Source organism: Pseudomonas sp. ADAK13 (assembly GCF_012935715.1).
Lineage (GTDB): Bacteria > Pseudomonadota > Gammaproteobacteria > Pseudomonadales > Pseudomonadaceae > Aquipseudomonas.
The window spans coordinates 2211189-2233975 of record NZ_CP052860.1 but is presented as its reverse complement, the minus strand read 5'-3'; the positions used below and the strand labels follow the sequence as shown (position 1 = coordinate 2233975).

Below are 22787 nucleotides of genomic sequence, written 5' to 3'. Positions count from 1 at the left end.
AGTATACCCGATTCGGCCGCGCCACCATCCCCTGGAGCCTTATGCCACGCTGCTTTTGGTGTTCTGAAGATCCGCTGTACATGGCTTATCACGATCAGGAGTGGGGAACGCCGCTGCGCGATGCGCAGGGACTGTTCGAGTTGCTTTTGCTCGAAGGGTTCCAGGCGGGCCTGTCCTGGATCACCGTTTTACGCAAACGCGAGCATTATCGAAAGGTCTTGTTCGGTTTTGATGCGCAGCGTCTGGCCCGACTGAGCGACGCCGAGATCGACGCGCTGATGCTCGATCCGGGCATCGTGCGTAACCGCCTGAAACTCAATGCCACCCGGCGCAATGCCGCCGCCTGGCTGGCGCTGGAGGACCCGGTGGGGTTGCTCTGGTCGTTTGTGGGCGGCGCGCCCAAGGTCAATCATTTCAAGGATCGCAGCCAGGTCCCGGCCATTACGCCGGAGGCTGAAGCCATGAGCAAAGCCCTGAAAAAAGCCGGCTTCACGTTCGTCGGGCCGACCATCTGCTACGCGTTCATGCAGGCCTCGGGGATGGTCATGGACCACACTCAGGACTGCGACCGTTACGCGGACCTCGCCAACGCCGGTTAGAATGGGCGCTTTGCGCACCACACACGATCAGGAGTGACCTGTGGAAAAGTTTAAAGGCGCCTTGCTGGTAGGCGCTCTTCGGTTGTTTGCCCTGCTGCCTTGGCGCGCGGTGCAAGCGGTCGGTTCGGCAATTGGCTGGATCATGTGGAAAACCCCTAACCGCTCCCGCGAGACGGTGCGGATCAACCTGTCCAAATGCTTCCCGGACATGGACCCGGCCGAGCGCGAGCGCCTCGTTGGACGCAGCCTGATGGACATCGGCAAGTCCCTGACCGAAAGTGCCTGCGCCTGGATCTGGCCGGCCCAGCGCTCCATCGACCTGGTACGCGAAGTCGAAGGCCTGGAAGTGCTGCACGAAGCCCTTGCCTCGGGTAAAGGCGTGGTGGGCATCACCAGCCACCTGGGCAACTGGGAAGTGTTGAACCACTTCTATTGCAGCCAGTGCAAACCGATCATTTTCTACCGTCCGCCCAAGCTCAAGGCGGTGGATGACTTGCTGCGCAAGCAACGGGTGCAGTTGGGTAACCGCGTGGCGGCGTCCACTAAGGAAGGCATCCTCAGTGTGATCAAGGAAGTGCGTAAAGGCGGCCAGGTGGGCATTCCTGCCGACCCTGAGCCTGCGGAATCGGCCGGGATATTCGTGCCGTTCTTTGCTACCCAGGCGCTGACCAGCAAGTTCGTGCCGAACATGTTGGCGGGGCACAAGGCGGTCGGGGTGTTCCTGCATGCTTTGCGGCTGCCGGATGGCTCGGGCTACAAAGTGATTCTGGAAGCGGCGCCGGAAGACATGTACAGCACGGATACCGCGACGTCATGCGCGGCGATGAGCAAGGTGGTGGAGCGGTATGTGGGCGCTTACCCGAGCCAGTACATGTGGAGCATGAAGCGCTTCAAGAAACGCCCGCCGGGTGAGGCGCGGTGGTACTGATGTTGAAGCTGTTCTGATGTTTTTGTGGTGAGCGGGCTTGCCCCGCGCGAGGCAAGCTCGCTCACTACAAAAGCCAGTGCCTATACGCGATCGAGTTTCTTCAAGAACACCGTCATTTCTTTTTCGGCCTGTTTGTCGCCATGGGCCTGGGCCGCTGTAATCCCCTGCTCCCATGCCAGCCGAGCCGCAGCCTGATCACCCTGCCCCAACTGCGCTTTACCCAACAGCTTCCACGCTGCCGAATACTTCGGATCGAACTCGACACATTTCTGCAAATGCTCCGCCGCTTTGGCGTTGTCCTTCAGGTCAAGGTAACCCTTGCCCAAGCCAAACCGCAGCAGTGAGTTATCCACACCCTTGGCGAGCATTTTTTCCAGGGATTCGAGCATGTCGGTCACTCCGTCTGATCAGAAAAAGCTCAGGCCCACGTGGAACAGCTTCTCCACATCGCGGATATGTTTTTTATCCACAAGGAACAAAATCACGTGGTCGCCGGTGGCGATCACCGTGTCGTCGTGGGCGATGATCACTTCTTCATCGCGAATGATTGCGCCAATGGTGGTGCCCGGCGGCAGGCCAATATCGCGGATCGCCTTGCCTATTACCTTGCTCGACTTCGAGTCACCGTGGGCGATCGCCTCGATGGCTTCTGCCGCGCCCCGGCGCAACGAGTGCACGCTGACGATATCGCCGCGCCGCACGTGGGCCAGCAAGGTGCCGATGGTCGCCAGTTGCGGGCTGATGGCGATGTCGATGTCGCCGCCCTGGATCAGGTCGACATAGGCCGGGTTATTGATGATGGTCATCACCTTCTTCGCCCCCAGCCGCTTGGCCAGCAACGACGACATGATGTTGGCTTCGTCATCGTTGGTCAGGGCCAGGAAGATGTCGGCGTCGGCGATGTTTTCTTCCAGCAGCAGGTCACGGTCCGAGGCGCTGCCTTGCAGGACCACGGTGCTGTCGAGGGTGTCGGACAAATACCGGCAGCGTGCCGGATTCATCTCGATGATCTTCACCTGATAGCGGCTTTCGATGGCCTCGGCCAAGCGCTCACCGATCTGCCCGCCGCCGGCGATGACGATGCGTTTGTAGGTTTCATCCAGACGGCGCATTTCGCTCATCACCGCGCGAATGTTCGCTTTGGCGGCGATGAAAAACACCTCATCGTCAGCCTCGATCACCGTATCGCCCTGGGGCAAAATCGGCCGGTCGCGACGGAAGATCGCCGCCACCCGCGTCTCGACGTTGGGCATGTGCTCGCGCAACTGGCGCAGTTGCTGGCCCACCAACGGCCCGCCGTAGTAGGCCTTGACCGCCACCAGCTGCGCCTTGCCTTCGGCGAAGTCGATCACCTGCAAGGCGCCCGGGTGTTCGATCAGGCGCTTGATGTAGTGGGTGACCACTTGTTCCGGGCTGATCAGCACGTCGACCGGGATCGCGTCGTTGTCGAACAGTCCGGCGCGGGTCAGGTAAGCCGCCTCACGCACCCGGGCGATTTTGGTCGGGGTGTGGAACAGGGTATGGGCGACCTGACAGGCGACCATGTTGGTCTCGTCACTGTTGGTGACTGCCACCAGCATGTCGGCATCGTCGGCGCCGGCCTGGCGCAGCACCGTAGGAAACGAGGCGCGGCCTTGTACGGTACGGATGTCCAGGCGGTCGCCCAAATCCCGCAGACGCTCGGCGTCGGTGTCGACCACGGTGATGTCGTTGGCTTCGCTGGCCAAATGCTCGGCCAGCGTACCGCCAACCTGCCCTGCGCCGAGGATGATGATTTTCATCCGGTCACTCCCTTAAAACCATTCAGCCGCGAGCGGCGGCAATCTTGATCAGCTTGGCGTAATAGAACCCGTCGTGGCCGCCTTCCTGGGCCAGCAACTGGCGGCCATGAGGCTGCTTGATCCCGGCCTGGATGTCGAGGTCCAGTTCCCGTGCGCCGCTGGTGCGGGCGAGGAAGGCGTCGATGACCTCGGTGTTTTCGGTCGGCAGTGTCGAGCAGGTGGCGTACAGCAGGATGCCGCCGACTTCCAGGGTTGGCCACAGCGCGTCCAGCAACTCACCTTGCAGCACGGCAAGCGCTGCGATGTCGTCAGGTTGGCGGGTCAGCTTGATGTCCGGGTGGCGGCGGATCACGCCGGTGGCGGAACACGGCGCGTCCAGCAGGATGCGCTGGAACGGCTTGCCGTCCCACCAGGTGGCGGTGTCGCGGCCATCGGCGGCGATCAGCTCGGCGCTCAGGCCCAGGCGGGCGAGGTTTTCCCGCACACGCACCAGGCGCTTGGCTTCCAGGTCCACGGCGACGACGCCGGCCAGGTCCGCCTGCACTTCCATGATGTGGCAGGTCTTGCCGCCGGGGGCGCAGCAGGCGTCCAGCACCCGTTGGCCCGGGGCCAGGTCCAGCAGATCAGCGGCGAGTTGTGCTGCTTCGTCCTGCACGCTGATCCAGCCTTCGGCGAAGCCTGGCAGGTTACGCACATCGCCTGGCTCTGTAAGAACGATACCGTCCTGGCTGTAGACACAGGCCGTGGCCGCTACACCGGCTTCGCTCAGCAAAGAGAGATAAGCGTCGCGGGTGTGATGACGGCGATTGACCCGCAAAATCATTGGCGGGTGGGCGTTGTTGGCGGCACAAATGGCTTCCCATTGCTCGGGCCAGAACGCTTTCAAGGATTTTTGCAGCCAGCGCGGGTGGGCGGTGCGCACCACCGGGTCATGTTCGAGCTCGGCCAGCAGCGCTTCGCTTTCGCGCTGGGCACGGCGCAGCACGGCGTTGAGCAGGGCCTTGGCCCAGGGCTTTTTCAGCTTGTCGGCGCAACCGACGGTTTCGCCGATGGCGGCGTGGGCTGGCACGCGGGTATAGAGCAGTTGGTACAGGCCCACCAGCAGCAACGCTTCCACATCGGCGTCCGCTGCCTTGAATGGTTTCTGCAGCAGCTTGGCCGCCAGCGCGGACAATCGTGGCTGCCACCGGGCGGTGCCGAAGGCCAGGTCCTGGGTAAAGCCGCGGTCACGGTCCTCGACTTTATCCAGTTGGGTCGGCAACGAACTGTTGAGGGAAGCCTTGCCGTTGAGTACGGCGGCCAGGGCCTTGGCGGCGGCCAGACGTGGGTTCATTGAGCGTCCACCGCTTGGCCGAGGACGATACCCACGGCAAATTTCTCACGGCGGCTGTTGAACAAATCGCTGAAGTTCAGCGCCTTGCCGCCGGGCAATTGCAGACGGGTCAGGCACAGCGCCTGTTCACCGCAGGCCACCAGCAGACCGTCCTTGCTGGCGCCGATGATTTCGCCGGGGGCGCCCTTGCCGTCGGCCAGGGTAGCGGCCAGGACTTTCAAGGCTTCGCCATTGAGGGTGCTGTGGCAGATCGGCCACGGGTTGAAGGCACGCACCAGGCGCTCCAGCTCCACGGCTGGGCGGCTCCAGTCGATGCGGGCTTCATCCTTGTTCAATTTGTGGGCATAGGTGGCGAGACTGTCGTCCTGCACTTCGCCTTCCAGGGTACCGGCGGCCAGGCCGGCGATGGCCTGGACTACAGCTGGCGGGCCCATTTCGGCGAGGCGATCGTGCAGGCTGCCGCCAGTGTCTTCACCCGTGATCGGGGTGGTGACTTTCAGCAGCATCGGGCCCGTGTCCAGGCCGGCCTCCATGCGCATCACGGTCACGCCGCTTTCGGCGTCACCGGCTTCGACCGCACGCTGGATCGGCGCTGCACCGCGCCAGCGCGGCAGCAATGAGGCGTGGCTGTTGATGCAGCCCAGACGCGGGATATCCAGCACGGCCTGGGGCAGGATCAAGCCGTAGGCCACCACCACCAGCAGGTCCGGCTTCAACGCCGCCAATTCAGCCTGGGCATCGGCGTTGCGCAGCGTCGGCGGCTGCAACACCGCAATGTTGTTCTCAAGTGCAAGCTGCTTGACCGGGCTGGGCATCAGTTTTTGCCCACGACCGGCCGGGCGATCGGGCTGGGTGTAGACCGCCACGATTTCATAAGGGCTGGCGAGCAGGGCCTTGAGGTGTTCGGCGGCGAATTCGGGGGTGCCGGCAAAAACGATGCGCAGTGGCTCGGTCATGGGAAACGTCTCACAAAAGAAAAAGGCTTGCCGGAGCAAGCCTTTGAAAGAAGGGAATCAAGCTTGCTGGCGATGCTTCTTTTCCAGTTTCTTCTTGATCCGGTCGCGTTTAAGCGTGGACAGATAATCGACAAACAGTTTGCCGTTGAGGTGGTCGCATTCGTGTTGGATGCACACCGCCAGCAGGCCTTCGGCAATCATTTCGAACGGCTTACCGTCACGGTCCAAGGCCTTGATCTTGACGCGCTGGGGACGGTCGACGTTCTCGTAGAAGTCCGGCACCGACAGGCAGCCTTCCTGGTACTGGCCCATCTCGTCGGTCAGGGTTTCGAACTCAGGGTTGATAAACACCAGAGGCTCGCTGCGGTCTTCGGACAGGTCCATGACCACGACGCGCTGATGCACGTTGACCTGGGTCGCGGCGAGGCCGATACCCGGGGCTTCATACATTGTTTCAAACATGTCATCGACCAACTGACGAACCTTGGCGTCCACTACGGCCACTGGCTTGGCGATAGTGCGCAGGCGTGAGTCCGGAAATTCGAGGATGTTCAAAATAGCCATAAGCGTAATTGCTGCACATGTGAGGTAAAGGCAAGTCGGCGCCGGGGATGGACCCCTGCTGTACCGGTGTAAGTGCCGTGGGAAAACGTCCGAGAGCCGCGAAGGCCAAGGCGTTTCACGCGAATGCACATAATAAAGGAGATTCACCCCATGAGGAAATCGCTACTCGTCTTGCTGCTGTGGGCCCAGGCCGTTGTTGCCCAGGTTCCTGCGAGCTTTCCACAGGCCGGTCAGCCACTGGCGCTTCATACGCAGCAAGCCATCCAGCGCTTTTTACTGCACAACCACATGCTCGATTCGCCCCAGGAACTGGACCACGCACCCTATATTGTTGCAGCAGATGCCGGCCGGGTACTGGGCGCCAATGGCGAGCGTGTTTATGCGCGGGGCACACTGGACCCTGCCGTCCAAAGCTACGGGATCTTTCGCCGGGGCAAGGTCTACACCGACCCGCAAAGCCAGGAATTGCTGGGCATCAACGCTGACGACATCGGCACTGCACGCTTTGTGACCGCAGGCGATGTCAGCACGCTGGGTGTGCAGCGGGTCACCCAGGAAGTGCGCCCCGGCGACCGATTACTTCGCCCGCCAGCGCCCACGGACCTGGCGAGCCTGGTGATGCAGTGGCCTGCTCGCGCCATCGCCGGACGCATCATCGACGTGCCCCGGGGCGTGACGCAGATCGGCGTACTGGACGCGGTCACGTTGAACAAGGGCCGGCGTGACGGCCTGATGGAAGGTCATTTGCTGGCCGTGGTGAAAGCCGGAGAAACCGTTCGGGACAGGGTAACCGGCGCTCCGGTGAAGATTCCCGACGAACCTGCCGGAACGCTGTTGGTGTTTCGCACTTACGAAAAGCTCAGTTATGCCTTGGTCCTCAACGCGTCGCGGTCCCTGGCCGTAATGGACCGTTTCGAGGTGCCTGAACGAAGGCAATAATTAGGTGGCTAAATAAGTTACCAACAGAGTTATCCACAGCTTGTTCCGATCAAGGACGATCAAATGTTACCGACGAATAACCGTGAAATTTCCCCGGCAGAACTGGAAGCTCGACTACGCTTGCACAGGCTGCCGGAACTGGGTCCCAAGGGCTTTCAAAAACTCATCGAGGCGTTTGGTTCTGCGTCAAAAGCCATCAGTGCACCGGCCAGTGCCTGGCGCTCCCTGGGCCTCAAGATGATCAGCGCCGATGCCCGTCGCAGCGAAGAAGTACGCGATGGCGCCAGCGCGGCACTGGCCTGGCTGGATCGTCCGGCCCAGCATTTGCTGATGTGGGACCAACCTGACTACCCCGCGTTGCTCGCCGAACTGGATGACGCGCCCCCGCTGTTATTCGTCGCCGGCAACCCGGCGATTCTGGAAAAACCGCAGCTGGCGATGGTCGGCAGCCGCCGTGCCTCCCGGCCAGGAATGGACACCGCCGCCGCGTTTTCCCGCAGCCTGGCGAGTGCCGGTTTTGTCATCACCAGTGGTCTTGCCCTGGGTATCGACGGCGCGGCTCATCAGGCGGCTTTGGATGTTGGTGGACATACAATCGGTGTGTTGGGCACCGGGCTCGAAAACTTTTATCCACAGCGCCACCGTCGCCTGGCCGAGGCGATGATTGCCCAAGGCAGCGCCGTGGTTTCCGAGTTTCCGTTGGACGCCCCGCCCCAGGCCGGCAATTTTCCACGGCGCAATCGCATTATCAGTGGCCTGTCCCTGGGCGTGCTGGTGGTGGAGGCCAGCATGGCCAGCGGTTCGCTGATCACTGCGCGGTTGGCGGCGGAGCAAGGGCGCGAGGTATACGCCATCCCGGGCTCCATCCATCACCCTGGCGCCAAAGGTTGCCATCAGCTGATTCGCGATGGCGCCGTGCTGGTGGAAACCATCGAACACATTCTCGAGAACCTGCGCGGCTGGCAGGCGTTATCCCGCCCGGCGCCGATCGCGGTCACTCACCCGCTGGTGGCGCTGTTGCACGCCGCGCCCCACACCAGTGAAGCCTTGGCGATTGCCAGCGGACGGGCCTTGTCCGAGGTGCTGGCCAGCCTCACGGAGCTGGAACTGGAGGGCCGGGTGATCTGCGAAAGCGGACGCTGGCTTGCGCGCGGCTAGGTTTTGTAACGAAGATCGGTAAACTGCGCAGAGCTTTAGTCCGGAGAGTGAGCAATGGTCAACAGGTGGCGTGTGCGAGAAGCCGCACGAGAAATTCGCGCAGGCGCAGTGATTGCCTATCCAACTGAGGCGGTCTGGGGCTTGGGCTGTGACCCTTGGAACGAAGAGGCCGTGGATCGTTTGCTGGCGATCAAAGGCCGGTCTGTGGATAAGGGGCTGATCCTGATTGCCGACAATATCCGTCAGTTCGATTTTCTCTTCGAAGACTTTCCCGATGAGTGGATGGACCGCATGGCCAGTACCTGGCCTGGCCCGAATACGTGGCTGGTGCCCCATCAGGACTTGTTGCCCGAGTGGATTACCGGCGTGCATGACACGGTGGCGTTGCGGGTTACTGATCATCCGCAAGTGCGGGATCTGTGCTCGCTGGTCGGGCCATTGATTTCCACCTCGGCCAACCCACAGGGCCGCCCGGCGGCGCGCACGCGGATTCGTGTGGAGCAGTATTTCCGTGGGCAGGTGGATCTGGTGTTGGGCGGGAATCTGGGGGGGCGCAAGAACCCGAGTCTGATTCGGGATCTGGCGACGGGCGAGGTTGTGCGGCCGTCTTAAGGCCGAGTCGAGGCCATCGCGGGCAGGCCCGGCTCCCACACGGATCTTCAGCGAACACAAAATTTATGTTCACCGCAGACTCCAGTGGGAGCCGGGCTTGCCCGCGATGAGGCCCTTACAGGCCCCAGAGACCTAAAGCCCTAAGGCAACAGAATGGTCGACCCAGTCGTGCGCCGCGCCGACAACTCTGCCTGCGCCTTCGCCGCATCCCCCAGCGAAAACCGCTGATTGATATCAATCTGCAGCTTCCCACTGATGATCATCGAAAACAGATCATCCGCCATCGCCTGCAGGTTTTCCGGGTTGTTGGCATAGGTCGCCAAAGTCGGCCGGGTGACATACAGCGAGCCCTTGGCCGCCAGAATCCCCAGGTTGACCCCATCCACAGCACCTGACGCATTCCCAAAACTCACCACCAGCCCGCGTGGCGCCACGCTGTCCAGCGAGGTGAGCCAGGTGTCTTTGCCTACGCCGTCGTACACCACCGGGCATTTCTTGCCGTCAGTCAGTTCCAATACGCGTTGTGCGACGTTTTCCTTGCTGTAGTCGATGGTTTCCCAGGCGCCGAGGGATTTGGCCAGCGCCGCTTTTTCCGGCGAACTGACGGTACCGATCAACTTCACGCCCAACGCCTTGGCCCATTGGCATGCCAGCGAACCGACGCCACCGGCAGCGGCATGGAACAGAATGGTTTCACCACCTTTCAACTCATAGGTCTGGCGCAGCAGGTACTGCACGGTCAGGCCCTTGAGCATCGCGCCGGCGGCCTGTTCGAAGCTGATATCGTCCGGCAGGTGCACCAGGTTGGCAGCCGGCAGCACATGCAATTCGCTGTAGGCACCCAATGGGCCGCTGCCGTAGGCCACGCGATCGCCGACCTTGAATTGAGTGACTTCGCTGCCCACCGCATCAACCACGCCGGCACCTTCCGCGCCAAGGCCCGACGGCAAGGCCGGTGGTGCATACAGGCCGCTGCGGAAATACGTGTCGATGAAGTTCAGGCCAATGGCCTTGTTCTGCACGCGAACCTGCTGCGGGCCGGGTTCGGCCGGGGTGTAGTCCACATACTCAAGCACTTCGGGGCCGCCATGGGCACGGAACTGGATACGTTTGGCCATCTGCACTCTCCTTAAGTCAATTTCGCGATAGTGCCCTGTCTCGCCAATGCGTTCCTTTTGGGCGAGTGGCTGTTGTCGTCAGGCAAGGCGCCGCGACGACTCATAGCGTGCTATGGGGAGGAGCGGCAACGCAGTATGACGGCAACAGACGCCGCCCAAAAGGAACAGCATTGGTGGGACAGGGCACTTTTCTATCGGACTCCTAAGCTTGATCTTCGTCAACTGCGGCAGTAGCGGGTGCAGTGGTATCCTGTGCGCCCATTTGCCGCCGACGCCCAATGGCCTCGCGTAGCTTTGCCCGATTCAAGGTGATGTCATGACTACCCGCACCGAGGCTGTCAAAGCCTACCTGCTTGACCTGCAAGACCGCATTTGCAGCGCCCTGGAAACCTTCGAGACGGACACTCGCTTTATCGAAGACGCCTGGACCCGGCCTGCCGGCGGCGGCGGTCGCACCCGTGTGATCGAAAACGGCTCGGTGATCGAGAAAGGCGGCGTTAACTTTTCCCACGTGTTTGGCAGCGGCCTCCCACCGTCCGCCAGTGCGCATCGCCCGGAATTGGCCGGTCGCGGTTTTGAAGCCCTCGGCGTGTCGCTGGTGATTCACCCGCACAACCCGCATGTGCCGACTTCCCACGCCAACGTGCGGTTTTTCATCGCCGAAAAAGACGGCGAAGAGCCGGTGTGGTGGTTCGGTGGCGGCTTCGACCTGACGCCCTACTACGGCAACGAAGAAGACTGCATCCACTGGCACCGCGTGGCCGAACAGGCCTGTGCGCCGTTTGGCCCCGATGTGTATTCGCGCTACAAGGCCTGGTGCGACACCTACTTCCACATCAAGCACCGCAACGAACCGCGCGGCATCGGCGGTTTGTTCTTCGATGACTTGAACGAGTGGGACTTCGACACCAGCTTCGCCTTCATGCGTGCCATCGGCGATGCCTACATCGACGCCTACCTGCCGATCGTCCAGCGCCGCAAAGCCATGGCCTATACCGAGCAGCAGCGCGAATTCCAGGAATTCCGCCGTGGCCGCTACGTCGAGTTCAACCTGGTCTACGACCGTGGCACGCTGTTCGGCCTGCAATCGGGCGGGCGCACCGAATCGATCCTGATGTCGCTGCCACCGCAAGTGCGCTGGAGCTATGACTGGAAAGCCGTACCCGACAGCGAAGAAGCGCGCCTCACCGACTACTTCCTGCAAGACCGCGACTGGCTGGGCGTGCTGCCCAAGGCGGCAGTCTGATGGATCGTTATGTCGTCTTCGGCAACCCCATTGGCCACAGCAAGTCGCCGCTGATTCATCGCCTGTTCGCCGAACAAACCGGTGAGCAACTGGACTACAGCAACTTGCTCGCGCCGCTGGAGGATTTCACCGGCTGCGCCCGTGAGTTTTTCCAGCAAGGCCGTGGCGCCAACGTCACCGTGCCGTTCAAGGAAGAGGCTTATCGCCTGGCCAACACCCTGACCGAGCGCGCCCAGCGCGCCGGCGCGGTGAATACCTTGAGCAAGCTCGCTGACGGCAGCCTGTTGGGAGACAACACCGACGGCGCCGGCCTGGTGCGGGATTTGACGGTGAATGCCGGGTTCAGCCTGCAAGGTAAACGCATCCTGCTGCTAGGGGCCGGTGGCGCCGTGCGCGGCGCCCTGGAGCCGTTGCTGGCCGAGCAACCGGCGTCGCTGATTATCGCCAACCGCACCGTGGAAAAGGCCGAATTGCTGGCCGAGCTGTTCGACGACCTCGGCCCGGTGTCTGCCAGCGGTTTCGACTGGCTGCGTGAGCCGGTGGACCTGATCATCAACGCCACGTCCGCCAGCCTGTCAGGCGATGTACCGCCGATTGCAGGCAGCCTGATCGAATCCGGAAAGACTTTTTGCTACGACATGATGTACGGCAAAGAGCCTACGGCGTTCTGCCGCTGGGCCAGTGAGCAGGGCGCCGCGGTGGCGATGGATGGCCTGGGGATGCTGGTGGAGCAGGCCGCGGAAGCGTTCTTCCTGTGGCGCGGGGTGCGCCCGGACTCCGCGCCGGTATTAGCTGAGCTGCGCAGGCAACTGGCCTGAAGCAAGCCCGCTCCCACATTTTCAACCGCGTTCAGTCTTCGAAATGGATGGGGCATTGGTCGGCCCCTTCCAGCTTCTTCAGCTCCTCCACCACCTGCGGCCGGGCCTTGCGCAATACCAGGCTGCGCCCCAGTCCATTCAATCGGCGCGCCTCCTGGTGCAGCATCTCCACCCCGGAATAGTCGATAAAGTTGATCTGCTGCGCCTCGATCACCACGCGCTGGCCGTGGAGGCTTTGCAGCCGCACTTGCAGGTAATGGCTGGCGCCGAAAAAGATCGACCCGCCGACTCGCAGCACATCGTCCTCACCGTCGCGCCATTGCTGGACCCGCGGCTGCGAGGTGCGCTTGAGGTAGAAAAACAGCGACGCCAGCACCCCGGCGTAAATCGCCGTTTGCAGCTCCAGCAACAGCGTGGCGATGCAGGTCAGGCTCATCACCACGAACTCCGCACGGCTGACCCGGAACAACGCCCGAATACCACGATGGTCCACCAACCCCCAGCAAATCAGCAGGATGCTCGCGGCCATGCTCGGGATCGGAATATGCGCGATCAACGCTGCGCCGAACAACGCAAACAGCGCCACCCACAGCGCGGAAAACACCCCCGCCAGCGGCGAACAGGCGCCTGCCTCGTAACTCAGGCCCGACCGTGTGAAGGAACCCGCCGACAAGTACCCGGAGAAAAATCCGCCAACGATGTTGGATAAACCCTGGGCGCGCACTTCCTGATTCGCATCGAGCAATTGCTGAGAGCGAGCCGACAACGAGCGCGCAATCGACAGGCTGGTCACCAGCCCCAGCATGCCCACGGCCACTGCGCTTGGCAGCAGTCGCAGGACCATGTCCAGGTCCATCGACAGCGGGCTGAACGGCGGCAGCTTGCCAACAAATGAACTGACCAGCGCCACCTGCCCGAACATCGCCGGCCACAGCCACGGCACGAGACTGCCCAGGGCTAATGCGATCAACAGCGTGGGCCAGCGCGGTACCCAGAGCTTGAGCAGTATTCCTGCCAGCAAGGTTCCGAGCCCGAGCACCAGTGAAGGATGATTCCACTCCCCGGCATGGTTGATCAGCGCCAGCAGGCTGTTGATCGCCGTGGCCTGGCTCGGAAGGTCCAGCCCCAGCAAGTTGGGCAGTTGGCCCAGGGCGATCACTACCGCAGCGCCAAGGGTGAAGCCGAGTACCACCGAATGCGAGACGAAATTCACCAGGGCGCCGAAGCGCAGCATGCCCAGCAGCCATTGGAAGACGCCGGCCAGGAAGGTCAGCAACAGGATCAGCGTGATGTAGTCCTGGGAGCCGGGCACGGCCAGTGGGCTGACGCTGGCGTAGAGCACGATGGAAATCGCCGCCGTGGGGCCGCAGATCAGGTGCCATGAGGAGCCCCACAAGCAGGCGATCAGTACGGGGATGATTGCAGCGTACAGGCCGTATTCCGGTGGGAGCCCGGCGATCAGCGCGTAGGCAATGGATTGCGGTAATGCCAGGACTGCACCGCTCAGGCCGACGATCGCGTCTCGCCCGACGCTGGCGCGGGTTTGGCGCGGGAGCCAGTTGAGGAAGGGGAAGAGTGTATGGCGGTTGGGCCAGGGCATTTGGGGCTCGGATTGATAGGTTTGAATCAGGGTATCAGGACAAACGCCGGACTGTGGGAGTCCGCTGACTGTGGGAGCCGGGCTTGCCCGCGATGCAGGCGCCTCGGTCCTACAGGGACACCGCGGTGATGCCATCGCGGGCAAGCCCGGCTCCCACAGGGTGCGGCGTCAGCCGTTAGAGCTTGGCTTTTACAGCGGCCAGCGCATCTTGCCCATCGACGGTTTTAACCCCGTCCAGCCACTTGTCCAGCACCGTCGGATTCGCCTTGATCCACGCCTTCGCCGCCTCGGCATTACTGACCTTCTTGTTCACCACCTCAGCCATGATGGCGTTCTCCATCTCCTGGGTGAAGCTCAGGTTGGTCAGCAATTTGCCCACATTCGGGCACGCCTGCGCATAGCCCTTGCGGGTCAACGTATACACGCTGCCGGTGTCACCAAAGTACTTTTCCCCGCCCTTGAGGTAATGCATCTTCAGCTGCACGTTCATCGGGTGCGGCGTCCAGCCGAGGAAGGTCACGAACTTCTGCTTCTTCACCGCTCGCGACACTTCCGCCAGCATCGCCTGTTCGCTGGACTCAATCAGCTTCCACTGGCCCAGGTCAAAGTCGTTCTTCTTGATGATTTCCTGCAGCGAGATATTCGCCGGCGCACCCGAACCGATGCCGTAGATCTTCTTGTCGAACTTGTCGGCAAACTTGTTCAGGTCGGCAAAGTCATGCACCCCGGCGTCCCACACGTAGTCCGGCACGGCGAGGGTGAACTCGGTGCCGTCGAGGTTCTTCGCCAGTTGCACCACATCGCCATTGGCCACGAACTTGTCGTAGAAGCCCTGCTGCGCCGGCATCCAGTTACCCAGGAACACATCCACCTGGCCGTCCTTGAGCCCGCCAAAGGTGATCGGTACCGCGAGGGTGTCGACCTTGGCCTTGTAGCCCATGCCGTTCAGCAAAAATCCGGTAATGGCATTGGTGGCGGCGATATCGCTCCAGCCCGGATCGGCCATCTTCACGGTGTCGCAGCTTGTGTCCGCGTAGGCGCCGGCACTGCTCAATGCCAGCAGCGCAACGCTCACCACGGTGGATAACTTTTGCATGGCCTTCCCCTCAGTTTTATTGGTTTTGGCAGGGTTGTGGAAAACGTGCCTTGCGCTCCAGATCGTCGAGGTCGATGTGGTTGCGCATGTATTGCTGACTGGCGTCTACCAGTGGCTGGTGGTCCCAGCTCTTCAGCTTGCCTTGGGTCAGCGCCTCGAACACCAGGCGGCGACGGCGTTGGCTGGCGAGCACCTGCTGGTGGATCGCCGGGATGTCCCATTTGGCCCGCGCCTCACTCAAAAACGCCTCGAACAGTGGCCGGTGTTCCGGTGACTGGCTGAGGTCTTCCCGCTCGTGCGGGTCGTTGGGTACATCGAACAACAGGCAAGGATCGTCCTCGCTGTAGATGAACTTGTAGGCGCCACGGCGAATCATCATCAGCGGGCTGATGGTGCCCTCGGCCATGTATTCGCCGAACACTTCGTCATGCCCGCCCTGCCCTTGCAAGTGCGAGACCAGCGAGCGGCCGTCCAGCGGCAGCCTCGGGTCCAGCTTACCGCCGGCCAGTTCCACCAGGGTCGGCAGCAGGTCGGCGGTGGACACGGCGGCCGTCACGCGGCCGGCGGCAAACTGCCCCGGCGCGCTGATCAGCAGCGGCACCCGGGCGGCCATTTCAAACCAGTGCATTTTGTACCAGAGCCCGCGCTCGCCGAGCATGTCGCCGTGGTCGCCGGAGAAGATGATGATGGTGTCGTCGGCCAGCCCTGTGTCTTCCAGGGTTTGCAGGAGCTTGCCGACGTTGCTGTCGATGTAGCTGCACGCGCCGAAGTAGGCGCGGCGCGCATCGCGGATCTTGTTCACCGGCAGCGGCTTGTCCCACAGGTCGTAGACCTTGAGCAGGCGCTGGGAGTGCGGGTCCAGGTCAGCCTGTGGCGGGGTTGTGGGCAACGGGATGTCGTTGTCGTCGTACAGGTCCCAGAACGGCTTGGGAATGGTGTACGGGTCGTGTGGGTGAGTCATCGACACGGTCAGGCAGAACGGCTGGTCGCCGTCCTCGCGGATATGGTCGAACAGGTATTGCTGGGCCTTGAACACCACCTCTTCGTCGAAATCCAGCTGGTTGGTACGCACGCACGGCCCGGCTTGCAGCACCGACGCCATGTTGTGGTACCAGGTGGGGCGCACCTCCGGCTCATCCCAGTTCACTGCCCAGCCATAGTCGGCCGGGTAGATATCACTGGTCAGGCGTTCTTCATAACCGTGGAGTTGGTCGGGACCGCAAAAGTGCATCTTGCCGGACAGCGCCGTGCGGTAGCCGAGGCGACGCAGGTAGTGGGCATAGGTCGGCACGTCGGCGGGGAAATCGGCTGCGTTGTCGTAGGCGCCGATCTTGCTCGGCAACTGGCCGCTCACCAGGGTAAAGCGCGAGGGTGCGCACAGCGGGCTGTTGCAGTAAGCGGCGTCGAACACCACGCCCTCAGCGGCGAGGCGGCTCAAGTTCGGCAGTTTGATAGGCGAAGGACCGTAGAACGGAAGCATCGGCGCGGCCATTTGATCGGCCATGATGAAAAGAATGTTCTTGCGCTTCATGGTTTCGCGGCATTCCATAGTCAACGTTTATGCGAATGAGCATGCAGGCCATGGAAATCGTGGTAAAGCCCATGAGAAGCAATGTCTAGGATAAGCCCAGCTTATGTATGAATCCCTCGGTCACCTGTCACTCGATTTGCTGCGCGCGTTTGAAGCCGCTGCGCGCCAACGCAGCTTTACGGCGGCGGCCATGGAGTTGGGCACCACCCAGCCGGCCATCAGCCAGCAGATCAAGCGTTTGGAAGAACAGCTGAAGGTGCGGCTGTTTGATCGCATTTACCGGGGCATCGAGTTGACCGACGCGGGCGCCCTGTTGTTCGAGCAGGTGCAGGCTGGTCTACAGAGCATCAACCAGGGCCTGAGTGCGATTGCCGAGCAGGACCAGCACGAAGTCCTGCAGGTGGCGACAGACTTTGCCTTCGCCGCCTATTGGCTGATGCCACGCCTGCACCGCTTCCATGAAGCCAACCCGCAGGTGGACGTGAGCCTGGTCACCAGCGAACGCAATCACGCCACGTTGCGCAGCGATATCGATGTGGCGGTGCTGTTCGGTGATGGCCGCTTCAAACAGGGCGACAGTCATTGGCTGTTCAACGAGGAAGTGTTCCCGGTGTGCAGCCCGCAGCTCATTCAGGGCCGCGACGCGCCGCTGCCGGTGCAAAGCCTGCTGGAGTTTCCCTTGCTGCACCTGCGCCAGCAAAACAACAACCAGTGGTTCGACTGGGGTGGCGTATTCCGCGAACTGGGCATCACCACGGCGCCCACTCCGGGCCAATTGCGTTTCGACAATTACACCCTGTTGATCCAGGCGGCGATTGCCGGCCAGGGCGTGGCCATCGGCTGGCGCCACCTTGTGGATAACTTGCTGGAGCAAAAGTGGCTGTGCCGGCCGATTGGCGACACGGTGATCTCGCGCTTCGGCTATTACGTGGTGCTGCCCCAGCGCAAACGTCGCAGCCAGTTGATCGAGCGTTTCGTCGACTGGCTGATGGCCGAGCAGGCCAGTAGCGCACAATCGCTGACCGGTCTGGCCCTGCCGTCCATTGCGGTCTAGGATTTGCCGATCATTGAGCCCGGAGCCTGTCATGCAACGTATCAAGGGCTACCACGCCCACATCTACTTTGACGCCAACACGATCGATCAGGCGCGCAAACTCTGCGAAGACGCCGCGCAAATGTTCCCGCTGCGCATGGGCCGGGTGCATGAGCGCCCGGTGGGCCCGCACCCGGACTGGAGCTGCCAGCTGGCGTTCGACCCGGAATACATCGGCGTCGTGCTGCCGTGGCTGGCACTCAACCGCAACGGCCTGGTGGTGTTCCTGCACCCCACCACCGGCGATGACCTCAAGGACCACACCGAACACGCGATCTGGATGGGGGCGATGCGCACGCTGGACTTGTCGATATTCTGAGTGTTCGCATTCCCTATATATGGGACTGATATTTATATATTGAGACTTTAACGGTCTTGGGTTTATATTCGCCTCATCCGCTCAGAACACTCAGGTGAAGCGATGCAGGCGCAATTGATCGCGCTCGATTGGGGAACCAGTTCCCTTCGTGCTTATAAGCTCGGCCCGGCAGGCGTCGTGATCGAACGACGTGCCCTGGCGTCGGGGATCATGCACTTGCCCACCGAACCCCGGGACATTGCCGGTGTTCGCAGCAGTAACGGTTTCGAGTTGGCATTCGACGCGGCCTGCGGTGACTGGCTCGACGCCCAACCCGGCCTCCCCGTCATCGCCTGCGGCATGGTCGGCAGCGCCCAGGGCTGGAGCGAGGCGGCTTACCGCGACACCCCGGCGGATGTTTCCACCCTCGGCCAGGCGCTGCAGGGTGTGCGCAGCTTGCGCGGCGCTCTGGTGCACATCGTGCCTGGCGTGATTCAACGCGGCGCGTTGCCCAACGTGATGCGCGGCGAAGAAACCCAGGTGCTCGGCGTGTTGCAAAGCCTGCCTGCGACGAACGGGCGCGACGTACTGATCGGCCTGCCGGGCAGCCACTCCAAGTGGGTGGACGTGGTGGAAGGCTGCATCACCCACTTCGACACCTTCATGACCGGCGAGCTGTTCGCCGTGCTCAGCCAGCACAGTATTTTGGGGCGAACCCAACGCCCTTCCGAACAGTTCCAGGCGGCGGCTTTTGATCGCGGCGTGCAGGTGGCGCAGTCGGCAGACGGCCAGGCCGGCCTGTTATCGACCTTGTTCAGCGCCCGCACCCTGGGCCTGACCGGCGAGCTGGCGCCGGACGAGCAGCCGGACTATTTGTCCGGCCTGCTGATCGGCCACGAACTCATGGGCCTGCGCACCCGCCAGCCTGCCCGACAGCGAGACATCGTCCTGGTGGGCGCAACCCAACTCTGCACCCGCTACCAGCGTGCACTCCAACTCTGCGGCTTCCCCCACGTGACCCTGGCGCAGGAGGCTACCGAACGTGGCCTTTGGCAACTGGCCATGGCGGCGGGGCTGCTGCCTGCAACCTGACGAGAGGCCCGACATGCTCAAGCAAGCACTGACACACAACGGTTTGATCGCGATCCTGCGCGGCCTGCGACCGGACGAGGCATTGGCGATCGGCGAGGTGTTGTACAAGGCGGGCTTCAGGGTCATCGAAGTACCGCTCAACTCGCCGGATCCCTACACCAGCATCCGTATCCTGCGGGACAGCCTGCCCGCCGATTGCCTGATCGGCGCCGGCACCGTGCTGACCCCGGAGCAGGTCCATCAAGTCAAAGCGGCCGGTGGCCAAGTGATCGTCATGCCCCACAGTGACGCCAAGGTGCTGCGGGCTGCCAAGGCCGCGGGCCTGTACCTGTCGCCAGGTGTGGCCACCCCGACCGAAGCGTTTGCCGCGCTGGCTGAAGGCGCCGACGTGCTGAAGCTGTTCCCGGCCGAGCAAATGGGCCCGGCGGTGGTCAAGGCCTGGCTCGCGGTACTGCCCGCCGGCACGGTGCTGCTGCCGGTGGGCGGCATCACCCCGGACAACATGCAGGTATTTTTCGACGCGGGCGTCAAAGGCTTCGGCCTGGGCTCCGGGTTATTCAAGCCGGGCATGAGCGTCGACCAGGTTGCCAGCAACGCCCAGGCCTACGTCACAGCCTGGAATGCCCTGGGCTGACCAGCGTTCTCCATCTACAAGAGAGATAAGAAGATGAAAATCACCAAACTGACCACCTTCATCGTCCCGCCGCGCTGGTGCTTCCTCAAGGTTGAAACCGACCAGGGCGTGACCGGTTGGGGCGAGCCTGTGGTCGAGGGCCGCGCCCACACCGTGGCGGCCGCCGTCGAAGAACTTTCCGACTACTTGATCGGCAAAGACCCACGCAATATCGAAGACATCTGGACCGTGCTCTACCGCGGCGGTTTCTACCGTGGCGGCGCGATCCATATGAGCGCCCTCGCCGGTATCGACCAGGCGCTGTGGGACATCAAGGGCAAGGCTCTTGGTGTGTCGGTCAGCGACCTGCTGGGTGGCCAGGTGCGCGACAAGATCCGCGTGTACTCGTGGATCGGTGGCGACCGCCCGGCAGACACCGCCCGCGCCGCCAAGGAAGCCGTGGCCCGTGGTTTTACCGCCGTCAAAATGAACGGCACCGAAGAACTGCAATTTCTCGACAGCTTCGAAAAGGTCGACCAGGCCCTGGCCAACGTGGCCGCCGTGCGTGATGCGGTAGGCCCGAACGTGGGCATCGGCGTCGACTTCCATGGCCGGGTGCACAAGCCCATGGCCAAGGTGCTGATGAAGGAACTCGACCCCTACAAACTGATGTTTATCGAAGAGCCGGTGCTCAGCGAAAACTACGAAGCGCTGAAAGAGCTGGCGCCGCTCACCAGCACCCCGATTGCCCTCGGCGAGCGCCTGTTCTCGCGCTGGGACTTCAAGCGCGTGCTCAGCGAAGGCTACGTCGACATCATCCAGCCGGATGCTTCCCACGCCGGCGGTATCACCGAAACCCGCAAGATCGCCAACATGGCCGAAGCCTACGACGTGGCCCTCGCCCTGCACTGCCCGCTCGGCCCGATTGCCCTGGCGGCGTGCCTGCAGCTGGACGCGGTTTGCTACAACGCGTTCATCCAGGAACAGAGCCTGGGCATTCACTACAACGAGAGCAATGACCTGCTGGATTACGTGCGCGATCCGGGCGTTTTCGACTATGACCAGGGCTTCGTGAAGATCCCCAACGGGCCGGGCCTGGGCATCGAGATCAACGAGGAATACGTGATTGAGCGCGCGGCCATCGGGCATCGCTGGCGCAACCCGATCTGGCGCCATGCCGATGGCAGTTTTGCGGAGTGGTAAGCCTTTATTCCTGACGGAACACGGTCTCTGTAGGAGCTGGCTTGCCTGCGGTAGCGGAGTGTCAGCTTGCATCTGCGGCACTGACACTCCGCTGTCGCAGGCAAGCCAGCTCCCACATGAACCGATGTTTTGTCAGTAAGACCTGTCCTCAATAACCATAAGAAGAGGCAACCCCCATGCAATCCGAGTCCTTCACCGGGCAGGCTTCTTTAGTCACGCCCAGCCGAAAGCGTTTCTTCATCATGGTGCTGCTGTTCATCACGGTAGTGATCAACTACCTGGACCGCAGCAACCTGTCGATTGCCGCCCCGGCCCTGACCAGCGAGCTGGGGATCGACCCGGTGCATGTCGGGCTGATCTTCTCCGCGTTCGGCTGGACCTACGCTGCCATGCAAATCCCCGGTGGCTGGTTGGTGGACCGGGTGCCGCCGCGTATTCTCTACAGCGTTGCCCTGCTGCTGTGGTCAATCGCCACGGTGATGCTCGGCTTTGCCGCCAGCTTTATCGCGCTGTTCGTATTGCGCATGGCGGTGGGCGCCCTCGAAGCCCCGGCTTACCCGATCAACAGCCGCGTGGTCACCACCTGGTTTCCCGAGCGTGAGCGGGCCACGGCGATTGGGGTCTACACCTCCGGGCAGTTTGTCGGGCTGGCGTTTCTCACGCCGGTGCTGGCCTGGCTGCAACACACCTTTGGCTGGCACATGGTGTTTGTCGCCACCGGCGGCGTGGGCATTGTGTGGGCGTTGATCTGGTACGCGGTGTACCGCGAGCCACGGGATTTCAAGGGCGCCAATGCGGCAGAAATCGAGCTGATTCGCGCAGGCGGCGGGTTGGTGGACATTCAAGCGCAGGCGGCCAAGGCCCCGTTCAGTTGGGTCGACCTCGGCATCGTGCTGAGCAAGCGCAAGCTGTGGGGGATCTACCTGGGGCAGTTCTGCCTGAACTCCACGCTGTGGTTTTTCCTGACGTGGTTCCCGACCTACCTGGTGAAATATCGCGGCATGGACTTCATCAAGTCCGGCCTGCTGGCGTCGCTGCCGTTTCTCGCGGCGTTTGTCGGCGTGCTGTGTTCGGGGTTGTTTTCTGACTGGCTGATTCGCCGGGGAACGTCGGTGGGCTTCGCGCGCAAGTTGCCGATCATTGGCGGGTTGTTGATTTCCACGGCGATCATTGGCGCCAACTTTGTTGACTCCACGGCGTGGGTCATTGCCTTTCTGGCGGTGGCGTTTTTCGGCAATGGGCTGGCGTCGATCACCTGGTCGCTGGTGTCGACCCTGGCGCCGGCAAGGCTGCTGGGGCTGACGGGCGGGGTGTTCAATTTCATCGGCAATCTGTCGGCGATTACCACACCGATTGTGATTGGCTTTCTGGCCACCGGGGATTCGTTTGCGCCGGCGATCACGTATATCGCGGTGCTGGCGTTGCTGGGGGCGCTTTCGTACATCTTGCTGGTGGGCAAGGTCGAGCGTATCGAACTTTAGAGGACTGATAAGTATCTGTGGCGAGGGAGCTTTTGTGGCGAGGGAGCTTGCTCCCGCTGGAGTGCGCAGCGCTCCCATGATTTTGGGGCCGCTGCGCAGCCCAGCGGGAGCAAGCTCCCTCGCCACAAAAAAGCAGTCCGGCTCTAGTACAGCGCGCCATCCAGAATCTGATAGACGATGCTGGTGCCCACCGCGATCAACACGATGTCCCCGCCCGAACGGCGCCATTCGTAACCCGGGTATTGCGGCAGATGGCCCAGCGCCCGTGGGTCCAGACGCTCACCATAGTAGTTCGGCGGCAGGCGCTGGCCGCGCACCAGATGGATGCCCGGAGGCGGCGGCGCGCCACGGCGGAAGTCGCCGTGGTTATCGCGGATCACTTGCCGTACCGGGCCGAAGTCCTGAGGAGGCCCGCCACGGTGGTTGTCCTGCGGCCCACGACGGTCGTCGCCACGGTGATCGTTTTGTTGGCCCTGGGGGCCGCCACGGTCAGGACCGCCACCTTGGTCATACGGTGCCGCTTGCACCAGGGCACTGGCGCCGAGCACCAGCACGCCTACACCTGCGATCAAGCGTTTGGGGATTTTCATGGGGCTGCTTCCTCAGTACTGCACGAACAAAAAAGGGATTTCGAACCATGTTCGAAATCCCTTGGTCTTGTTAGCTTAGGTACTGATTTGCCAGCATGATTCCTCTGTATCAGGAACTTTACCTATCGCTTACGAGCC

The 22787-nt window shown here is 62.2% G+C and carries 23 protein-coding genes; 13 read left to right on the top strand and 10 right to left on the bottom strand.

Going from position 1 to position 22787, the window contains the following annotated elements:
* Positions 1–41: 41 nt before the first annotated feature.
* Entirely contained in the window at positions 42–599 is a 558-nt protein-coding gene (locus HKK54_RS10440) for a DNA-3-methyladenine glycosylase I (RefSeq protein WP_169386745.1), read from the top strand.
* Positions 600–639: 40 nt separating this feature from the next.
* Entirely contained in the window at positions 640–1527 is an 888-nt protein-coding gene (locus tag HKK54_RS10435; RefSeq protein ID WP_003213605.1) for a lysophospholipid acyltransferase, read from the top strand.
* An 80-nt stretch (positions 1528–1607) separates the two neighbouring features.
* Here the strand turns inward: HKK54_RS10435 and HKK54_RS10430 are convergent, their stop codons facing one another.
* Genes HKK54_RS10430 through def form a run of 5 tightly spaced genes read right to left on the bottom strand, consistent with a single transcriptional unit; the run spans position 1608 to position 6161 of the window.
* On the bottom strand, positions 1608–1916 hold the full coding sequence (locus tag HKK54_RS10430; RefSeq protein WP_010168510.1) for a tetratricopeptide repeat protein: 309 nt from the start codon (positions 1914–1916) through the stop codon (positions 1608–1610).
* An 18-nt stretch (positions 1917–1934) separates the two neighbouring features.
* Positions 1935–3308 carry a Trk system potassium transporter TrkA gene (gene trkA / locus HKK54_RS10425; protein WP_003213611.1) on the bottom strand — a complete coding sequence of 458 codons (1374 nt, stop codon included), beginning with the start codon at positions 3306–3308 and terminating at the stop codon, positions 1935–1937.
* Between the two features lie 22 nt (positions 3309–3330).
* Entirely contained in the window at positions 3331–4641 is a 1311-nt protein-coding gene (rsmB, locus tag HKK54_RS10420) for a 16S rRNA (cytosine(967)-C(5))-methyltransferase RsmB (protein ID WP_169386744.1), read from the bottom strand.
* A complete protein-coding gene (gene fmt, locus HKK54_RS10415) occupies positions 4638–5597 on the bottom strand; it encodes a methionyl-tRNA formyltransferase (RefSeq protein WP_169386743.1) in 960 nt (319 codons plus the stop codon). The genes rsmB and fmt overlap by 4 nt, the downstream gene beginning before the upstream one ends.
* Positions 5598–5654: 57 nt before the next feature.
* Positions 5655–6161: a peptide deformylase gene (gene def, locus HKK54_RS10410; protein WP_010168531.1), complete on the bottom strand. Its 507-nt coding sequence runs from the start codon at positions 6159–6161 to the stop codon at positions 5655–5657.
* Between the two features lie 150 nt (positions 6162–6311).
* Here def and HKK54_RS10405 point away from each other — a divergent pair, with 150 nt between their 5' ends.
* The 3 genes from HKK54_RS10405 to HKK54_RS10395 all read left to right on the top strand — a co-directional run bounded on the left by HKK54_RS10405 (position 6312) and on the right by HKK54_RS10395 (position 8870).
* On the top strand, positions 6312–7100 hold the full coding sequence (locus HKK54_RS10405) for a peptidoglycan-binding protein (RefSeq protein ID WP_169386742.1): 789 nt from the start codon (positions 6312–6314) through the stop codon (positions 7098–7100).
* Between the two features lie 63 nt (positions 7101–7163).
* Positions 7164–8258 (top strand): DNA-processing protein DprA, encoded by a 1095-nt coding sequence (gene dprA / locus HKK54_RS10400; protein ID WP_169386741.1) that lies wholly within the window; start codon positions 7164–7166, stop codon positions 8256–8258.
* Positions 8259–8312: 54 nt separating this feature from the next.
* A complete protein-coding gene (locus HKK54_RS10395) occupies positions 8313–8870 on the top strand; it encodes an L-threonylcarbamoyladenylate synthase (RefSeq protein WP_003213622.1) in 558 nt (185 codons plus the stop codon).
* 140 nt (positions 8871–9010) lie between these two features.
* On the opposite strand, the gene HKK54_RS10390 is transcribed toward HKK54_RS10395, so the two are convergent.
* The gene (locus HKK54_RS10390) at positions 9011–9988 is read right to left on the bottom strand and encodes an NADPH:quinone reductase (RefSeq protein WP_008439566.1); all 978 of its coding nucleotides are present in this window, start codon (positions 9986–9988) and stop codon (positions 9011–9013) included.
* 316 nt (positions 9989–10304) lie between these two features.
* Here HKK54_RS10390 and hemF point away from each other — a divergent pair, with 316 nt between their 5' ends.
* Both hemF and aroE read left to right on the top strand, forming a co-directional pair.
* Positions 10305–11234 (top strand): oxygen-dependent coproporphyrinogen oxidase, encoded by a 930-nt coding sequence (gene hemF, locus HKK54_RS10385; RefSeq protein WP_169386740.1) that lies wholly within the window; start codon positions 10305–10307, stop codon positions 11232–11234.
* Complete coding sequence (aroE, locus tag HKK54_RS10380; RefSeq protein WP_169386739.1) at positions 11234–12052, top strand: shikimate dehydrogenase; 819 nt, start codon at positions 11234–11236, stop codon at positions 12050–12052. The genes hemF and aroE overlap by 1 nt, the downstream gene beginning before the upstream one ends.
* 31 nt (positions 12053–12083) lie before the next feature.
* Here the strand turns inward: aroE and HKK54_RS10375 are convergent, their stop codons facing one another.
* The 3 genes from HKK54_RS10375 to betC form a co-directional block, all read right to left on the bottom strand.
* On the bottom strand, positions 12084–13652 hold the full coding sequence (locus HKK54_RS10375; protein WP_169386738.1) for a SulP family inorganic anion transporter: 1569 nt from the start codon (positions 13650–13652) through the stop codon (positions 12084–12086).
* A gap of 175 nt (positions 13653–13827) precedes the next feature.
* The gene (choX, locus tag HKK54_RS10370; RefSeq protein ID WP_010168546.1) at positions 13828–14748 is read right to left on the bottom strand and encodes a choline ABC transporter substrate-binding protein; all 921 of its coding nucleotides are present in this window, start codon (positions 14746–14748) and stop codon (positions 13828–13830) included.
* Between the two features lie 16 nt (positions 14749–14764).
* A complete protein-coding gene (gene betC / locus HKK54_RS10365; protein ID WP_169386737.1) occupies positions 14765–16279 on the bottom strand; it encodes a choline-sulfatase in 1515 nt (504 codons plus the stop codon).
* A 103-nt stretch (positions 16280–16382) separates the two neighbouring features.
* Between betC and HKK54_RS10360 the strand changes: the two genes are divergently transcribed.
* The 6 genes from HKK54_RS10360 (at position 16383) to HKK54_RS10335 (ending at position 22059) form a co-directional block, all read left to right on the top strand.
* The gene (locus HKK54_RS10360; protein ID WP_010168548.1) at positions 16383–17333 is read left to right on the top strand and encodes a choline sulfate utilization transcriptional regulator; all 951 of its coding nucleotides are present in this window, start codon (positions 16383–16385) and stop codon (positions 17331–17333) included.
* Between the two features lie 31 nt (positions 17334–17364).
* A complete protein-coding gene (locus HKK54_RS10355) occupies positions 17365–17691 on the top strand; it encodes a DOPA 4,5-dioxygenase family protein (RefSeq protein ID WP_010168549.1) in 327 nt (108 codons plus the stop codon).
* A 102-nt stretch (positions 17692–17793) separates the two neighbouring features.
* Positions 17794–18762 (top strand): 2-dehydro-3-deoxygalactonokinase, encoded by a 969-nt coding sequence (locus tag HKK54_RS10350; protein WP_010168550.1) that lies wholly within the window; start codon positions 17794–17796, stop codon positions 18760–18762.
* A gap of 13 nt (positions 18763–18775) precedes the next feature.
* Positions 18776–19396 (top strand): 2-dehydro-3-deoxy-6-phosphogalactonate aldolase, encoded by a 621-nt coding sequence (locus HKK54_RS10345; protein WP_010168551.1) that lies wholly within the window; start codon positions 18776–18778, stop codon positions 19394–19396.
* Positions 19397–19429: 33 nt separating this feature from the next.
* Positions 19430–20578, top strand: coding sequence for a galactonate dehydratase (dgoD, locus tag HKK54_RS10340; RefSeq protein WP_003213645.1), 1149 nt, complete (start codon positions 19430–19432; stop codon positions 20576–20578).
* A 176-nt stretch (positions 20579–20754) separates the two neighbouring features.
* Positions 20755–22059, top strand: coding sequence for an MFS transporter (locus HKK54_RS10335; protein WP_169386736.1), 1305 nt, complete (start codon positions 20755–20757; stop codon positions 22057–22059).
* Between the two features lie 143 nt (positions 22060–22202).
* Here the strand turns inward: HKK54_RS10335 and HKK54_RS10330 are convergent, their stop codons facing one another.
* Positions 22203–22649, bottom strand: coding sequence for an anti-virulence regulator CigR family protein (locus tag HKK54_RS10330; protein ID WP_010168555.1), 447 nt, complete (start codon positions 22647–22649; stop codon positions 22203–22205).
* Positions 22650–22787: the final 138 nt, after the last annotated feature.

What these genes read in the sequence shown, in the direction of transcription:
- HKK54_RS10440 (WP_169386745.1), top strand. Translation starts at nt 42, where the DNA reads ATGCCACGCTGCTTTTGGTGTTCTGAAGATCCGCTGTACATGGCTTAT.
- HKK54_RS10430 (WP_010168510.1), bottom strand. Translation starts at nt 1,916, where the DNA reads ATGCTCGAATCCCTGGAAAAAATGCTCGCCAAGGGTGTGGATAACTCA.
- trkA (WP_003213611.1), bottom strand. Translation starts at nt 3,308, where the DNA reads ATGAAAATCATCATCCTCGGCGCAGGGCAGGTTGGCGGTACGCTGGCC.
- rsmB (WP_169386744.1), bottom strand. Translation starts at nt 4,641, where the DNA reads ATGAACCCACGTCTGGCCGCCGCCAAGGCCCTGGCCGCCGTACTCAAC.
- fmt (WP_169386743.1), bottom strand. Translation starts at nt 5,597, where the DNA reads ATGACCGAGCCACTGCGCATCGTTTTTGCCGGCACCCCCGAATTCGCC.
- def (WP_010168531.1), bottom strand. Translation starts at nt 6,161, where the DNA reads ATGGCTATTTTGAACATCCTCGAATTTCCGGACTCACGCCTGCGCACT.
- HKK54_RS10405 (WP_169386742.1), top strand. Translation starts at nt 6,312, where the DNA reads ATGAGGAAATCGCTACTCGTCTTGCTGCTGTGGGCCCAGGCCGTTGTT.
- dprA (WP_169386741.1), top strand. Translation starts at nt 7,164, where the DNA reads ATGTTACCGACGAATAACCGTGAAATTTCCCCGGCAGAACTGGAAGCT.
- HKK54_RS10395 (WP_003213622.1), top strand. Translation starts at nt 8,313, where the DNA reads ATGGTCAACAGGTGGCGTGTGCGAGAAGCCGCACGAGAAATTCGCGCA.
- HKK54_RS10390 (WP_008439566.1), bottom strand. Translation starts at nt 9,988, where the DNA reads ATGGCCAAACGTATCCAGTTCCGTGCCCATGGCGGCCCCGAAGTGCTT.
- hemF (WP_169386740.1), top strand. Translation starts at nt 10,305, where the DNA reads ATGACTACCCGCACCGAGGCTGTCAAAGCCTACCTGCTTGACCTGCAA.
- aroE (WP_169386739.1), top strand. Translation starts at nt 11,234, where the DNA reads ATGGATCGTTATGTCGTCTTCGGCAACCCCATTGGCCACAGCAAGTCG.
- HKK54_RS10375 (WP_169386738.1), bottom strand. Translation starts at nt 13,652, where the DNA reads ATGCCCTGGCCCAACCGCCATACACTCTTCCCCTTCCTCAACTGGCTC.
- choX (WP_010168546.1), bottom strand. Translation starts at nt 14,748, where the DNA reads ATGCAAAAGTTATCCACCGTGGTGAGCGTTGCGCTGCTGGCATTGAGC.
- betC (WP_169386737.1), bottom strand. Translation starts at nt 16,279, where the DNA reads ATGAAGCGCAAGAACATTCTTTTCATCATGGCCGATCAAATGGCCGCG.
- HKK54_RS10360 (WP_010168548.1), top strand. Translation starts at nt 16,383, where the DNA reads ATGTATGAATCCCTCGGTCACCTGTCACTCGATTTGCTGCGCGCGTTT.
- HKK54_RS10355 (WP_010168549.1), top strand. Translation starts at nt 17,365, where the DNA reads ATGCAACGTATCAAGGGCTACCACGCCCACATCTACTTTGACGCCAAC.
- HKK54_RS10350 (WP_010168550.1), top strand. Translation starts at nt 17,794, where the DNA reads ATGCAGGCGCAATTGATCGCGCTCGATTGGGGAACCAGTTCCCTTCGT.
- HKK54_RS10345 (WP_010168551.1), top strand. Translation starts at nt 18,776, where the DNA reads ATGCTCAAGCAAGCACTGACACACAACGGTTTGATCGCGATCCTGCGC.
- dgoD (WP_003213645.1), top strand. Translation starts at nt 19,430, where the DNA reads ATGAAAATCACCAAACTGACCACCTTCATCGTCCCGCCGCGCTGGTGC.
- HKK54_RS10335 (WP_169386736.1), top strand. Translation starts at nt 20,755, where the DNA reads ATGCAATCCGAGTCCTTCACCGGGCAGGCTTCTTTAGTCACGCCCAGC.
- HKK54_RS10330 (WP_010168555.1), bottom strand. Translation starts at nt 22,649, where the DNA reads ATGAAAATCCCCAAACGCTTGATCGCAGGTGTAGGCGTGCTGGTGCTC.